This window comes from Acinetobacter sp. GWC1_38_13, assembly GCF_001767535.1.
GTDB lineage: Bacteria > Pseudomonadota > Gammaproteobacteria > Pseudomonadales > Moraxellaceae > Acinetobacter > Acinetobacter junii.
In genome coordinates this window covers 1-15,832 of the sequence record NZ_MELG01000071.1, presented here as the reverse complement: position 1 = coordinate 15,832, position 15,832 = coordinate 1, and the positions used below count along the sequence as shown (strand labels likewise).

At 38.0% G+C, this 15,832-nt stretch carries 14 protein-coding genes and 1 pseudogene; 7 read left to right on the top strand and 8 right to left on the bottom strand.

The genetic code is table 11. From position 1 onward, the window contains the following. Both A2003_RS07035 and A2003_RS07030 read right to left on the bottom strand, forming a co-directional pair. Positions 1–293 (bottom strand): ATP-binding cassette domain-containing protein (locus tag A2003_RS07035; RefSeq protein WP_286687049.1); only part of this gene is annotated, 293 nt, incomplete at its 3' end. After that, positions 286–1,521 (bottom strand): lipoprotein-releasing ABC transporter permease subunit, encoded by a 1,236-nt coding sequence (locus A2003_RS07030; protein ID WP_042891840.1) that lies wholly within the window; start codon positions 1,519–1,521, stop codon positions 286–288. The genes A2003_RS07035 and A2003_RS07030, both read right to left, overlap by 8 nt. A 25-nt stretch (positions 1,522–1,546) precedes the next feature. Here A2003_RS07030 and A2003_RS07025 point away from each other — a divergent pair, with 25 nt between their 5' ends. Beyond that, positions 1,547–2,119, top strand: coding sequence for a PilZ domain-containing protein (locus A2003_RS07025; RefSeq protein ID WP_004952935.1), 573 nt, complete (start codon positions 1,547–1,549; stop codon positions 2,117–2,119). 10 nt (positions 2,120–2,129) lie between these two features. Here A2003_RS07025 and A2003_RS07020 read toward each other — a convergent pair whose 3' ends face one another. Both A2003_RS07020 and A2003_RS07015 read right to left on the bottom strand, forming a co-directional pair. Then, a complete protein-coding gene (locus A2003_RS07020) occupies positions 2,130–3,017 on the bottom strand; it encodes a DMT family transporter (RefSeq protein WP_286687048.1) in 888 nt (295 codons plus the stop codon). 7 nt (positions 3,018–3,024) lie between these two features. Further along, a complete protein-coding gene (locus A2003_RS07015; protein ID WP_004913645.1) occupies positions 3,025–3,495 on the bottom strand; it encodes a YaiI/YqxD family protein in 471 nt (156 codons plus the stop codon). Positions 3,496–3,720: 225 nt separating this feature from the next. Between A2003_RS07015 and A2003_RS07010 the strand changes: the two genes are divergently transcribed. Next, complete coding sequence (locus A2003_RS07010; RefSeq protein ID WP_286687047.1) at positions 3,721–4,659, top strand: hypothetical protein; 939 nt, start codon at positions 3,721–3,723, stop codon at positions 4,657–4,659. A 37-nt stretch (positions 4,660–4,696) separates the two neighbouring features. After that, the gene (locus tag A2003_RS07005) at positions 4,697–4,840 is read left to right on the top strand and encodes a hypothetical protein (protein ID WP_004913649.1); all 144 of its coding nucleotides are present in this window, start codon (positions 4,697–4,699) and stop codon (positions 4,838–4,840) included. Between the two features lie 58 nt (positions 4,841–4,898). Here the strand turns inward: A2003_RS07005 and serC are convergent, their stop codons facing one another. Then, positions 4,899–5,978, bottom strand: coding sequence for a 3-phosphoserine/phosphohydroxythreonine transaminase (gene serC, locus A2003_RS07000; RefSeq protein ID WP_286687046.1), 1,080 nt, complete (start codon positions 5,976–5,978; stop codon positions 4,899–4,901). A 345-nt stretch (positions 5,979–6,323) separates the two neighbouring features. Here serC and A2003_RS06995 point away from each other — a divergent pair, with 345 nt between their 5' ends. Genes A2003_RS06995 through A2003_RS06980 form a run of 4 tightly spaced genes read left to right on the top strand, consistent with a single transcriptional unit; the run spans position 6,324 to position 11,185 of the window. Beyond that, positions 6,324–7,820 carry a TolC family protein gene (locus A2003_RS06995; protein WP_126131759.1) on the top strand — a complete coding sequence of 499 codons (1,497 nt, stop codon included), beginning with the start codon at positions 6,324–6,326 and terminating at the stop codon, positions 7,818–7,820. A gap of 12 nt (positions 7,821–7,832) precedes the next feature. Further along, on the top strand, positions 7,833–8,942 hold the full coding sequence (locus A2003_RS06990) for an HlyD family secretion protein (RefSeq protein WP_286687045.1): 1,110 nt from the start codon (positions 7,833–7,835) through the stop codon (positions 8,940–8,942). A gap of 3 nt (positions 8,943–8,945) precedes the next feature. Further along, complete coding sequence (locus tag A2003_RS06985; protein WP_286687044.1) at positions 8,946–10,076, top strand: ABC transporter permease; 1,131 nt, start codon at positions 8,946–8,948, stop codon at positions 10,074–10,076. Next, positions 10,073–11,185: an ABC transporter permease gene (locus tag A2003_RS06980; RefSeq protein ID WP_286687043.1), complete on the top strand. Its 1,113-nt coding sequence runs from the start codon at positions 10,073–10,075 to the stop codon at positions 11,183–11,185. The genes A2003_RS06985 and A2003_RS06980 overlap by 4 nt, the downstream gene beginning before the upstream one ends. Positions 11,186–11,209: 24 nt before the next feature. Here the strand turns inward: A2003_RS06980 and gyrA are convergent, their stop codons facing one another. The 3 genes and pseudogenes from gyrA to A2003_RS06965 all read right to left on the bottom strand — a co-directional run. Further along, entirely contained in the window at positions 11,210–13,942 is a 2,733-nt protein-coding gene (gyrA, locus tag A2003_RS06975; RefSeq protein WP_151769201.1) for a DNA gyrase subunit A, read from the bottom strand. 342 nt (positions 13,943–14,284) lie between these two features. After that, entirely contained in the window at positions 14,285–14,800 is a 516-nt protein-coding gene (locus A2003_RS06970) for a DinB family protein (RefSeq protein ID WP_286687042.1), read from the bottom strand. A 114-nt stretch (positions 14,801–14,914) separates the two neighbouring features. Beyond that, positions 14,915–15,817, bottom strand: a pseudogene (locus A2003_RS06965) (FAD-binding protein); the annotation flags it as partial. Between the last annotated feature and the right edge of the window lie 15 nt (positions 15,818–15,832).

Below are 15,832 nucleotides of genomic sequence, written 5' to 3'. Positions count from 1 at the left end.
AGATGATGGAACTGATAAACGAAACCTAAATACTGATTTCGCTTATAACCACGCTCAGCCTCACCTAAATTGTCAAAGCGTTGCCCTTGTAAAAAAACTTGCCCTTGTGTAGGTTGATCTAACCCACCCAAGACATGCAACAAAGTACTTTTGCCTGAACCACTTGAACCAACAATAGAAACAAACTCACCTGCATTGACCTGCAATGACAAACCCTTAATCACTTCAACTTTGGTTTTACCATCATCAAAATGTTTAAAAACATCTTTAGCTTCTAAGACAATTTTACTCATAACGCAATGCCTCAGCAGGTTGGACTTTGGCAGCACGTAATGCAGGATAGATCGTTGCCAAGAAACTTAATAATAAAGATACAGTTACAATCACGACAACATCTTGCCATCTCAAATAAGAAGGTAAGTAATGTACGAAATAGGCATCGAATAAGTTCAATCCAAGTGCCGTATTGAACCATGAAATAATGTCACTGATCGTAAGTGCAAGTGTTACGCCTAGAATCGTACCTGCAATCGTACCAATCACACCAATAACAGTCCCCTGCACCATGAAAATTTTAGTGATCATAGACGGTGATGCGCCTAATGTACGCAAAATTGCAATATCAGATTTTTTATCCGTTACAACCATGACCAAAGAAGAAACAATATTAAATGCAGCTACAACGATAATCAGTACTAGAAGCAAACCAACTAAAGTTTTTTCCATTTGAATGGCATTAAATAAGTTTCCGTGCGTATACGTCCAATTCGATGCATAGAAATTACTTGGTAACTGACTAACAATTTCATCTGCAACCTTAGGAGCAGCAAAAATATCATCTAGTTTTAAGCGAACACCTTGAGCACCGTCAGGTAAACGCAATAATGTCGAGGCATCATTCAAGGCGATATAACCCACCATTGAATCTACTTCTGCGCCAACACTAAAAATACCAACGATTTTAAAGCGTTTAAAACGTGGTACTACACCTGCTGGTGATGGCGTTGCTTCTGGTAGAACGAGAGTGACACTATCATTTAAGCCTAAACCTAATGCATCGGTCATATCCTTACCGAGGACGATACCAAACTCACCCTTTTTTAATGCACTTAGGTTGCCTGCAACCATATGATTCTGAATGATTGAAACCTTTTTTTCATACTCAGGTTCAATCCCTGTCACCATAATACCTGCAACTTGCCCTTGAGCAGTCAACATCCCCTGTAATTGGGTAAATGGAGCCACACCTGTTACATGCGGATGATCCTCAACTTTTTTTACAAGCTCAGGCCAATCTGTTAGAATTTGAGTAGAAGAAACAGTAGCTTGGGGAACCATTCCAAGGACACGGTTTTTAAGCTCACGGTCAAAGCCATTCATCACAGAAAGTACTGTAATCAATACGGCGACACCAAGCGTTAAACCAATCATGGAAACCAAGGCAATAAAAGAAATAAAGTGATTACTCCGCCGAGCACGAGTATATCTCAACCCTATATACAGCGAGATTGGCTTAAACATACCATCTAGTCCGAGGTGATTTATTATGGAAAATTCACAACATCATCTTGTTGACGACAACACTGAACGTCGAGTGATGTCTCGTATTGATGCCGTGTTGAGAATCAACTATCAAATCATTCCTGATGACGTTGCACTGAATGATCCCTATGATTCTCACTTTGTTTTGCCACGCTATTTTCTACTACTTGCAGAATTAGATCAATTTGATCATGCGTTTCGCTACGAATTAGAACAATTAAATGAAAAAGATCAACAAATTGCTCGTATCTTATCCCTATTTAATCAAAAACTAAATTTGATTACAGGATCTTTCTACGACAATATCGTGCAATCCCTACTCCCCGTTCCGGAACAAGTAAATTTTTCTGAAAATGGACTCAGTTTTTTTAGCGCTCAAGATATTAACGAAGGTACATACATTCACATCACGCTTAGTCACCCAGAGAACTTCTTTCACATCGCAGCTACAGCGCAAGTTGCATATAGCAATCCAGATGAACAAGGAAAATTCCGTATCGGTGCATACTTTATTACTTTGAATCCTCAAGATAGAGCTAAATTGGCTGAAACTATTCAACAGTCTGAAAACCCTTAAAAGCCCATCTTTACATTCGACGGTAAGCTCTCAAATCTTTGAGAAAATAAAGTAGTAAACCAAACAACACCACGCTTGCACCCACAAAAACCTGTACAGATAGCTGCTCATCATTCAGAAAGGCACCGATCAATATTGCTAATAAGGGCGTCATCACAGTCGTTAAAGACAAAGTGGTCGGTTTGAGATTTTGTACTAGTTTAAAGTAGCAGAACATCGCAATCAGTGATGCCATGATCACCGTGTAGAATAAAGCCAGTAAAGATTTTGCAGAAGGCATCTGTGTTGGAGCATATTGCCAAATCCAAGGCACGACAAGAATAGCAATCAAAGTCGAAACCAAAATTGATCCTGTCGCTTGTGCCATAGCTTGAATATTCGCATTTATCTTTTTGACTAAGAAAATCGAGAGTGAATATGCAAATACACTCACAATCATGAGTCCAATACCCAATGGCTGGACATGGTTCTGATTATCACTCAAACAAATCAAACCTAAGCCAATAATTGAAACAGCCATACCCAACCATTGCAATAATGCTAGTTTCTGCTGAAATCCAAAACGACCAATCAAACCAGCCATGATAGGTGCTAACCCAAACATCAATGCAATTAAACCTGAACTCAAGTAAGCCGTAGCCGCATACGTAAAAATCTGAGATCCGATTAAGCTCAATGAGCCTGCGATGTAACTCAGTATTGAAACTTTATCTGCAGGAAATCTTACTTTTAAAATGAACAGGACGACGATGGCTAGTGGCAAAGCAATAAAGAAACGTAGTACTAAAGCCCACATGGGATGTAAATCAGATACACTCCAAACAATCGCCAATGGGGTCGTCGCCCATATAAAAACGAGTAATCCATAAGTTAAAATCAGATTTGTACGTGAGGGCATATCATACTCAAGAAGCAGTTTTACGTTTTTGCTTTAAAATGGTTTGGTCTAAAGAACTCGAAAACTCACGCTTATCTCTTTCAGAAATTGGAGGAGGTCCTCCTGTTTGAACACCAGCACCACGCAAGGTATCCATAAAGTCTCGAAGATGTAATCGGGCTTTTACATTTGCAGTAGTATAGATTTCGCCACGAGGATGGATTGCAATTCCACCTTTTTCAATAACCTGTGCAGCTAAAGGAATATCTTGCGTGATTACAATGTCGTTTGGCTGCATACGTTCCACAATTTCCTGATCAGCACGATCTGCCCCACTCATAACCTGAATAGATTTGATTCGTACCGAAGGTGTAATACCGACATTTTGATTGGCAACGAAAGTTACTTCCAACTGATAACGATCTGAAGCACGAAGAATCACTTCTCTTAAAATCTTAGGCAAAGCATCTGCATCTACCCATAATTTGAATGGCAGCACGTAAGCGAAAGCTCATATAAATAAAATGCTAGTGTAGCAGATTGCTAGAAAAGTAGAGGGAAATTGAGCAAAGCAATCATTAAGACTCATTGATTTGCTATCTAAGTTTAAAACCCATTTTTTACATAAATGAATTAATTTTATAGATTTACATATCGAGACTTGAAAAATCGATGTTACCCTCGATTTAATAGTATAAGTTCAATCTTTCCAGCATTACGATTTATGAAAATTCAAAACAGTCCAGAAATCATTACAATTCAAGATGAAAATTTCGGTAATCACGCTGAGCATTGGAACTTATTAACAGATAATCCTGCATCTGACGTACCTAAATGGTTAGGTCTGGCGTTAGATACTCCTGTTATGCCTATGGGATTGTGCACAGAAGAACATGAAATGGATCAATCATTTTGGTTGATTCAAGGTCCAAGTGATCAATCGATTGCAATTAATCAAATTATCGCTGTTGAAGATCAAAAACCACGTGCTTTAAAAACTGCATTTCCAAGTTTCCAAAGCCCGTATAAATACGATGCACAGATTGAACGAATTATTACCTGTAAATCTACAACCCAAGCGGTATTAAGACTAAATTTAAATAAAAGTACGACTATTTATGCATTTGATAATTTATTTAGTGTTAATCGCTGTAAATATGACAAAGATGAAACCTATCAAGTCCAATTTAATGCTTGGGCCTATGAATTAGAAGTAGTGTCAGAAGATGAGAAAATCATTGTGGATGACCCTGCTTCAATTAAACACCACCGTGCATTAAATGCAATTCTGGCTGAGCATAATGGAATTGCACCTGAAAACTTACAAGAATTGATTAATGCTTGGGAACCAAAAACGCCTGAAGATCAAGAACCTGTAACTGTCGACTTTTCTAAAATGGTCGCTTATTTATTTGGTGAAACATTAGGGCAAGAAGATGAGGCTTGGTTCCAAGGTAATATCGTTGGTAAAACTTCAATGCAGTTTATGCAAGACGAATATACCCTTTACGATGTCACTTTAGTTTTAGAGGATACATTACCTGCAATATTAATCCGTATTGCAACTAAAAATGATTTGTATAAAAACTTTAACATTGGTCAATATATTCGCGGCAACCTATGGATTCAGGCGAATATTTATGCTAAAACTGCTATAAAGTGAAATAAAATCACATAAATAGCAATTTTTAGGCGTTCTAATGAAAATTATACCAGAACAAACGACCACCAGTCTTATTCATTCAAGTGACCAAGGCCTTAAACTTGATGTTGGTGCTTTTTGCTTTTTTCTACTTGGTATGTTTTTAGCAGCACTTATTTTTCATCAAATTGGCATTTTCTAAAAATTTCATTCTTGTAAAAAAGCCCTCATTTTCGAGGGCTTTTTTTATTTGTCAGCGATTAACCATGGCTTTTTGCAAAATCATCCATAAAGTTAACTAATGCCTGTACACCTTCAAGTGGCACAGCATTGTAAATACTTGCACGCATACCGCCTACTGAACGATGTCCTGCAAGGTTAAGCAAATGTTGCTGCTCCGCTTCTTTTAAGAATGTCTTTTCCAAAGCTTCATCAGCAAGCGTAAATGGAACATTCATCATTGAACGATTTGGAAGTGCAATCGGGTTGTTATAGAAATCACTCGAATCAATATAACCATAAAGCAGTTTTGCTTTCTCTTGGTTGACTTTGTAGATCGCATCCACGCCACCTTGTTCAAGTAACCATTCAAAAACTAAACCAGATAAATACCAAGCATAAGTGGCTGGAGTGTTAACCATTGAGCCATTTTTAGCTTGATCGTTATATTTCAAAATGCTTGGAATTTCAGGTTTTACTTGATCCAACAAATCATCACGAATAATGACTATCGTTAATCCTGCAGGGCCAATATTCTTCTGAGCACCAGCATAAATTAAACCAAATTTACTTACATCTAGCGGAGCAGACAAAATACTTGATGAGAAGTCACATACCAATGGCTTTTCAACATTAGGAACACCTGCAAACTGTAAACCACCAATCGTTTCATTATCTGCATAATGTACATATGCAGCATCAGCAGATAAGTTCCAAGTTGCTTGGTCTGTAATTGCATGCTTACCATCAATTAAAGTACCCGCTTCGATCACATTAATGTCACCGTAACGTTTTGCTTCTTTCAACGCTTTTTCAGACCAAATCCCTGTATGGATATAATCAGCTTTATTATTTTTACCCAACAAATTTAATGGAATCGCTGAGAATTGAAGGGATGCCCCACCTTGAAGAAAAAGTACTTTATAATTTTCAGGAATGTTCATGAGCTTACGTAAGTCAGCTTCTGCCTTTTCTGCAACAGCAACATAGTCGTTACTACGATGACTCATTTCCATGATCGACAAGCCTTTCCCCTGCCAATCCAACATTTCCTGTTGAGCTTTTTCTAAAACGGCAGTAGGTAGTGCAGCAGGACCAGCGCAGAAATTATAAGCACGCATGAGTTTTCCCTTGTGAAAGTGAAACAAATTGAGATGGGAATTTAATCATAGATTGGCGAAGCTTGCAGCAGCTTATCGCTTAAATATTTAATTTTATCTGCAAAATTTTTCGTTCATTCAACTATTTCTTTTTTTAAATACATTCAATTTCAGTGATTCATTATTTTGTTTTATTCAAGTGAATATGATTATTTCATTGAATCCAGACTAGATTAAAAACTCTAATTTTTACAATTTAACTACACCAATTCAGGTTGTATAACTATTTAATTAAAAACATAATATTTTAATTTTACAAAAAGAACTTAGACTAACGCGAGTATGATTAAATTGCGACAAGCTCAAATGTTTAAACAAAATAATCGACCAAATTTAAGGGTCAAACGGTTTCAAAAAAAACTAAGTATGTGTATCCATATAATCACATGCAGCTTTTTTACAAGTTCAATATTTGCTCAAACTATTAGCTATAGTGAAGCTGAGCAATATATCGTTGAGAATGCATATAGCACACAAGCACAAAGAGCCTTAAAACAATCAGCTCAACTAGAAATGGATGCCATAAAAAATCTTGGGCTCCCCCGTATTGATCTCAATGCAACTGCCTATTCATTTCATAGTGAAACTAGCGTCCCATTAGAGTCAGGCAAACGTCGTTTAGAAAACTCACTTACACGTGGATTTGATGATAAGCTTTCTCAATGGGAAAACGTATTATCACCAGAAGTCATTGATCAAATGAGCCAAGGTTTTGATCAAGTTGTTAGTGATGGTCTAAATAAAGTACCCAATAATGTTGATGTAACCGTCAAAGATCAGGATGTAAGAACTTCAGTTTCTATGGTTATGCCATTATATACAGGAGGGAAAATCTCAAGTGCCAAGCAAATAGCGACTTTGCAGGCTCAACGCTCAACAATTAGCGAGAAACAACAGCAAGATGCTCAGCGTTTTGAAATGATCCAAGCTTATTTTAATGCCCAACTACAACAGCAGTTAGCCAATGTCAGCCTATTTAATTTTAATGCGATGCAACAGCATTATAACAATGCCCTAAAACTTGAAAAACAAGGGTTTATTAATAAAGGACAACGTATGCAGTTTGAGGTTGCCTTAAATAATGCTGATCGGGCTTATCAAAACGCACAATCTAACCTACAAGCAAGCTTGTTTAGTTTAAAAAATTTACTCCAAACCAGTGATCGTCTTAGCTTAAGCACGCCATTATTTGTAAATACCACTCAAAAAAATGATTTAGAAACTTTTCTTAGCAATTATGATCAAAACTCAAGTTTAGTAAAAAAATTACAGATGGATACCCAACTGGCAAATGAAAATATCCGTATCCAGCAAGCAGCCAAAAAACCAAATGTATTTGCCTTTGGTGAATACGGGTTAGATGATAAAGAAAATTGGATTATCGGCGTGATGGCGAAATACAATTTATTCTCTGGTATTGATAAAAATAAAAATATTCATGCTGCTGAATTGAAACGGTATGCAGCAGAAATGATGACTGAACGTACAAAACAAGAAATCGAAAATATTTTATATAAATCATATAGTGAGTTGAATGCATCTCAAACAAGTCATCAACTCTTAATCAAAAATACTCGTGCAGCCGAAGAAAACTTACGTATTCAACAATTATCTTTTAAAGAAGGTATGGGAACAGCAACACAAGTGATCGATGCACAAAATGCGCTGAATGCTTTAAAAGGTGAAATGGCGATAAATGCTTATAAATACATATTATCTTTAGCAACATTATTACAAAGCTACGGTTCAATCGAAGAATTCAAGCTTTATGTGAACCAACCTCGTACGGATTATATTCGTTAATTGGAGTACATCATGAATCAAAATATTTCATCACCCAATGTAGAAGATAATTCGAATAACGAGATTGTCGAAAACTCAACAGACAGTCAAGTTGATCAATCTAAAACTGATTCAGGTACACCATCACCACCTTCAAATAACGCAAAAATAAAAATCCTGATCGTCATTATTATCTTATTACTCTTGAGTTTGATTGCTTTTGGCTTATGGAAAGCTTATCAACCAAAATCAATCGAGTTACAAGGGCGAGTAGAAGCTGAAACTGTTCATATCAGTACCAAAGTTCCTAGTCGTATTGAAGAATTCTATGTCACTGATGGACAACCAGTAAAAAAAGGACAAGCTCTTGTTCGTTTCGTAAGCCCTGAACTTGATGCAAAAAAAGAACAAGCTCAAGCAGCATTACAAAGCGCACTCGCTTTTCAATCAACAATTTATAGAGGTTCTCAACAAGAAAACATTGATACGCTATACGCTAACTGGCAAGCATTGAAGACCCAAGCTGACCTAGCTGCAACGACTTACAAACGAGGTGAAAACCTTTATCAACAAGGTGTTATTTCTCGTCAACGACGAGATGAAATGCTTGCAGCTCAAACCTCTGCAAAAGAAGCCGCTGAAGCAGCTTACCAACAATATGCACGCGCCAAACGCGGCAGTACAGAACAACAAAAATCAACCGCTGATGCTCAAGTTGCTATTGCTCAAGCCGCGGTGAATGAAGCAAATGCTTTAACTGCCGAAACAAAACTTTATGCGCCAATTGATGGCACTGTTTCCAAAACATATGGTAAACCAACTGAATTTGTTGCTACTGGTGTACCTGTAGTCAGCATCCTTGAAGATCAGGAATTATGGGTCAGTCTCAATGTAAGAGAAGATCTCTACAACTCAATCTATAAATCAAAAACCTTAGAAGGCTTCATTCCTGCATTGAATCAAAGTGTCACATTTAAAGTAAAGAAAATTGATGCCGAAGGTGAGTTTGCAACGATAAAAACCACACGACAAACTGGTGGATATGATATTCGGAGCTTTAAATTCCATCTAAGCCCTACAAAGAATATTCCTGATCTCAAAGTTGGGATGAGCGTTTTATTTAATATCGAAGAGGCAAAGTAACACATGCTTGCCATAATGCTTCGTGAAATACGCTATTTAAAGCGCTATAAAGCTGATTTATTTATGGCAATCATCGCGCCATTATTGGTCATTATACTTTTTGGCAGCATGTTTTCAGCTGGTAAACCTGATCACTTACCCATCGTTGTGATTGATCAAGATCAAAGCGAGATGAGCCGAAAAGTTATTCATGCTTTGAGCGTGAATCACACTATAAAAATTAAAACGATTACAACTAGTCAAGATGAAGCAGAACAATTAATCAATCAAACAGATGCTTGGGGTTTTGTATTTATTCCTGAAGGTGCTGAGCAGCGCTTAGTTAGTGCACAAGATGCACAAATTAGTATTGCTTATAATCAATCTTTCTTTAGCATTGGGAATACAATCTCATCAGCGATGTTGATCAGCACCTTAAATGGAATTGCTGAATATATGGGAGATGATTATTTGTCAAATACCATCCCCTATATAGAAATGCCTACACCTCACATAAAAATATCCACTTTATATAATCCTAATATGAGTTATGAACTGTTCTTGGAGCCATTTATGGTGCCAGCAGTTTTACATTTATTATTATGCTGTTGTGTTGCTTTTGCAGTTGGACAGGAATTTAAACGTAATACATTCAATCAGTGGGTTACTGGTGGAAATGCAATCCACACTTTACTCGGTAAATTATTAGTTTATGTACTCATTTTTTGCTTTTGGACTTGGTGTTGGATGTTTTGGCTATCGAATATCCGAGGTTATTTCATAGCAGGTTCCATCTGTTTAATCCTTACCGCTCAATTTTTCTTGTACTTCGCCTATGCCGTCATTAGTAGTTCTGTAGTATTGGCGACGCAAGATCTGGCAAAAACCTTTGGCTTTTTAGCTCTGTATGGTGGTTCTTCTCCTAGTTTTTCAGGAATCACCCTCCCCCTAAATAATGCACCTGTATTTACTCAAATTTGGTCAATGCTGATTCCCTATACACCTTATGCAAAGTTACAAACTGAACAATGGGTGATTGGCAGCGATCCAATAATTTCAATTATTCCACTTTCTATCTTAATTGCTTTCTCAGCATTGTTCTTCTTTGTGAGTATTCGCTTACTTCGAAAATTGACTCAGGAGCAATGCGTATGAAAACATTTTTAAATTATTATCTGCAAACCTTTAAAAATATTGCAGCAAATACCTCAATCTTCACCACGCTCATTGCTGCTGTCATTTTATATAGTTTTTTTTATCCAACTGCATATAAAGCACAAACAGCGGAAGATATTCCGATTGTTATCGTAGATGAAGAGCAAAGTATTTTAAGTTCGAAAATCATTAGCCAAGTTTCAAATAGTCCTCATGTGAAAATCATGACAGTAACTGATAATTTCTTAGAGGCAAAAAAATTAGTTCAAAATCAGCAAGCAGAAGGTATTTTACTTTTACCCGACAATCTGACCAATAGCATCACACGTGGTGAAATGGGAGGCATAGGTCTATATTTAAGTACAGCTTATTTCATTCAAACGAAAGAAGTTGGCATAGGTTTAGCAGGTTCTATTGAAGCAACCTTACAAGAATTTTTGGAAAAATTCGGTGATGCAACTCCTTTTAAACCAGAACTTTCTATTCATCAAATTCCGCTCTTTAATACATTATCTGGATATGGAAGTTATATTTTTCCCGCTGTTGCGAGTTTAATTATTCATCAGACACTGTTATTAGGTCTGGCTATGTTGATTGCGAGCTATCGTGAATCAGGTTGGATTGCAAAACCAATCGAGTTTTGGGCAACTTTTACAACAATTCTCACAATAGGTTGTCTTGGTTGTTTATATCTCTTCGGTTTTACATTTTGGCTTTATGACTATCCTCATGGTGGAAATTTCTGGGGAATGCTACTTGCAACGCCAGTTTATGTAAGTTGTATTATCGGTCTAGCGATGCTGGTTGGATCTTTGGTGGATATGCCTGAACGTGTAGGACATTTAATTGTTGTCACCTCAGTTCCTCTTTTCTTATTAACAGGTACTGCTTGGCCACATGCCGCAATGCCTGAATGGATGCAATATTTAGCTTGGATTCTTCCATCTACACATGGTGTTCAAATGTTTGTGCAATTAAATCAGATGGGTGTACCTACAGCAATCGTGATACCTAAACTGATTTATTTAGCAACTCTTAGTGGAATCTTGTTGGCTTGCTCTTATTATCGTTTAGTCATGCTAAAGCCAATAAAAAAGGAAGCTAATTAGCTTCCTTTTTTAACAACTTATAACTTAAGCTTCTGGAGTATCATCTTTAGGTTCTACTAAAGCTTCCTCAGAATTTAAAGCATCAAGCTCAGTATTTTCTACTGATTGCTCTACAGTCTCTAACTCTTCGTCTTCTTCTACAGCTTCAATAGATACAACACCTACTAATGTCTCTGCGTCACTCAATCGAATCAGACGAACACCTTGCGCGTTACGACCTGTGGTTGCCACTTCTGCTGCACGTGTACGAACCAAAGTACCACCATCAGAAATCAACATCAGCTCTTTGGTTTCATCAATCGATACAGCACTGATTAACTCACCATTACGCTCACTCGTTTTAATCGCAATAACACCCTTACCACCACGTTTCTTGGTCGGGAAGTCATCAACTGGAGTACGCTTACCATATCCATTTGCACAAGCACATAACACTTCACCCGTTTCTGGAACAACAACAAGTGAAACAATACGGCTTACAACATTTGAATCGGAAGAATCGTCATTATCATCGCTGTCATCGTTTTCAACTTCGGCATCTTCTACATCGATCGTGTTACTTGCAAAACTAACACGCATACCACGTACACCTTTCGCAGTACGTCCCATTGCTCGAACATCTGTCTCAGCAAAACGAATCGCTTTACCTTCATTTGAGAACAACATGATCTGCTGATTACCATCCGTAATCGCAACACCGATCAAGGTATCTTCTTCATTTAACTCAATAGCACGTAAGCCATTAGAGCGAACATTACTAAACTGTTCTAACTCAACACGTTTAACCGTACCTGATGCCGTAGCCATAAACACATAGTGATTTTCAGGGAACTCAGTCAACGGTAAGATCGCAGTAATTGTCTCATTCGCTTCCAATGGTAACAAGTTCACCATCGGGCGTCCTTTAGCACCACGAGAGGCTTGAGGTACCTCAAACACTCTCAAGCGATAAACTTTACCAACATTTGTAAAGCACAATACTGTCGCGTGATTCGATGCAACAATCAAATGCTGAATAATGTCATCATCTTTCATTGAGGTTGCAGATTTACCACGACCACCACGACGTTGAGCTTGATAATCCGAAAGTGGTTGAGTTTTTGCATAACCTGTTTGAGAAACAGTGAGTACCACTTGTTCTTCAGGGATTAAGTCTTCACGACAGAAATCAACACCAGATTCAACGATTTCTGTGCGGCGTGTATCACCATACTGTTGCAGGATTAAAGCAAGCTCTTCACGAATTACGTTCATCAATAAATTAAAGTCATTTAAAATCGCCGTTAATTCAGCAATTTGACCTAAAATCTCAGTATATTCAGCGTGTAACTTATCTTGTTCAAGACCCGTCAAACGATGTAAACGTAATTCAAGGATCGCATTCACCTGTGTTGGTGATAAACGATAAATATCTCCTGACAGACCAAATGGACGTGCAGGATCTTCCCCTTCAATTTCATCTGGGCGAACTGAAATAGCGCCAGCTTTTTCTAGAAGCGCGACAACACCACCACCAGCCCATTCACCAGCCTGTAAACGCTCACGTGCTTCACTTGGATTGGCAGAAGTCTTAATGGTTTCAATAATGGCATCAATATTCGCTAATGCAACAGTCAAACCTTCTAAGATATGCCCACGTTCACGTGCTTTACGAAGCTCATACATGGTGCGGCGTGTCACAACTTCTTGGCGGTGACGGATAAATGCCGCAATAATATCTTTAAGATTCATCAATTTTGGCTGACCATTATCTAGGCAGACCATATTGATGCTGAAAGAGTTTTGCAGTTGGGTGTGTAAGAATAAATTATTTACAATGACTTCCGCGTTTTCGCCACGCTTCAAATCAATTGCAATACGCATCCCTTCCTTATCTGACTCATCTCGAAGTTCAGAAATTCCTTCAAGTTTCTTTTCTTTAACTAGTTCAGCTATACGCTCAATCGTTTTTGCTTTATTGACCTGATATGGAATTTCAGTAAAGACGATAGTCGTACGACCCGTTTTCTGATCTTCTTCGAAATGATACTTACCACGGATATGAAGACGACCTTTACCCGTACGATAAGCATCTACAATACCTGATTTACCGTAAATAATACCGCCAGTTGGGAAGTCAGGACCAGTAATATGCTCCATTAATCCTTCAATAGAAATATTCGGATTATTGGCATAGGCTAAACAAGCATTGACGACCTCAGTCATATTATGCGGCGCCATATTGGTCGCCATACCTACTGCAATACCTGTTGTACCATTGATCAAAAGATTAGGAATACGAGTTGGCATCACTTGCGGAATACGCTCAGAACCGTCGTAGTTATCTTCCCAATCAACCGTGTCTTTTTCTAAGTCGGCCAAAATTTCATGGGTAAGCTTTTGCATGCGGACTTCGGTATAACGCATTGCCGCCGCACTATCGCCATCGACAGAACCAAAGTTACCTTGACCATCGACCAACATATAACGCAAGCTAAAATCTTGAGCCATACGAACAATCGTTTCATAGACTGCACTATCACCATGAGGGTGATATTTACCGATTACATCACCCACCACACGAGCAGATTTTTTATACGCTTTGTTATAATCATTGCCCAATTCGTGCATTGCGAATAATACGCGACGATGAACAGGTTTGAGACCGTCTCTCACATCTGGCAATGCACGAGATACGATTACGCTCATTGCATAATCTAAATATGAATGCTTGAGTTCGTCCTCAATGGCAATCGGTCTGATTTCCGATACGCTCATGCATACTCCTTGTTTACAGATAGAAACATCTACCTGTTTTTATGTCTTCAATCTTGCAAAAATTTAGCTCAAAAAGATTGAACTAAAAATAAAAAATACAGCGAAAAATTATAGCATAAACAACCAACTAACAGGGAGTTAAACCCATTGAAAATAGCATTTTTTTACAATAAAAAATTGATTAGAATTAGTAAGTTAAAAAATATTTTTTGATTGTGCACTTTCAACAATCTTTTTTTAACATGGTGGCTAAAATACACGCAAAAACATCATAAAATTTTAATCTTAAAATCATTACTTCACGTCGATTACGAATTAAAATTTATGATCATTTTTATGTAATTAGCGATATAAATCTGCTTGCTCTCTTTGGAAATATATTAAATCCAATGCTAATGAAACGCCTGTGATTTGAAAAATCATGCTATGCAGCTGACCACGGTGATGGGTCTGATGATTAAAGACATGCGCAAGCACTTCAATAAGAGGCTCAGTATGGCGCTGCCCGTGTCGTGTGTAAGAAATAGTACCATGAAATGCTTCATCATTAAGCTGCTGCACGAATGCAATCATGCTTTGATCTTTAAGGAATCTCGCATTAGTGAGCGAATCTAAGTCTGCATGAACGATCTCATCTAAAGCATACTGAGACTGCACTGCCCCATGTATACGCTCGAACCATAAAATATCAGCGACCAATATATGATTTGCTGTGCGAAACAATGACTCGAAATAAGCCCCACAATTTTGATTGATTTCGTCTTCATTTAAGTCTTTTAAAACAGAGAATAATTTTTGATTCACCCAAGCGTTATAATTTGCCAACATCAAAAAATATTTTTTAAAACTATAACTCATTAATTAGATCCATTTTTATTATTATTTTTAACATAAAAAAGCGCTCCTGAGCAGAGCAGTAAAGCATCGCTTTAACCGCCTGCGCAAGAGCGCTTTAAACTTTAATTCAGTGAATTAAAGTTTAGATACCAATTCTGGTACAACAGTGTTCAAATCACCAACTAACCAGTAGTCAGCAACGCTGTTGATTGGTGCTTCTTCGTCTTTGTTGATAGCAACAATAACTTTAGAATCTTTCATACCAGCTAAGTGCTGAATCGCACCAGAGATACCGATCGCCATGTATAGGTCAGGCGCAACGATTTTACCAGTTTGACCAACTTGGAAGTCGTTAGGTACGAAACCAGCATCAACTGCTGCACGTGATGCACCTTGTGCAGCACCAAGCTTGTCAGCTAATGGGTCAAGTACTTTATGGTAGTTCTCACCAGAACCTACACCACGACCACCAGAAACAACGATACGCGCAGCAGTTAATTCTGGGCGATCAAGTTTCACGATTTCTTCGCTTACAAACTTAGAAATACCAGCATCTTTCACCTCAGCAACAGCTTCGACTACAGCAGAACCGCCTTCAGCAGCTACAGGATCAAATGCTGTACCACGAACTGTACCTACGATAATCGCTTCATCTGATTGAACAGTTGCAATCGCGTTACCAGCATAGATAGGACGCTTGAAAGTATTTGCAGATTCAACAGCAATGATGTCTGAAATCATGCTTACGTCAAGAAGTGCAGCAACACGTGGAAGAATGTTCTTACCAGTTGTTGTAGAAGCAGCTAATACGTATTTGTAACCGCCTTTTGCGATGTCAGCAACCAAGCCAGCAACGTTTTCAGCCAATTGGTTTGCATAAGCAGCATTGTCAGCAAGTAATACTTTGCTCACACCAGCAATTTTAGCAGCAGCATCAGCAACTGCTTGAGCGCCAGAACCAGCAACTAATACAGTAATATCACCACCGATTTTTTGAGCTGCCGCAACAACGTTTAAAGTTGCACCGTTAAGTGTCTTGCACCGTTAAGTGTC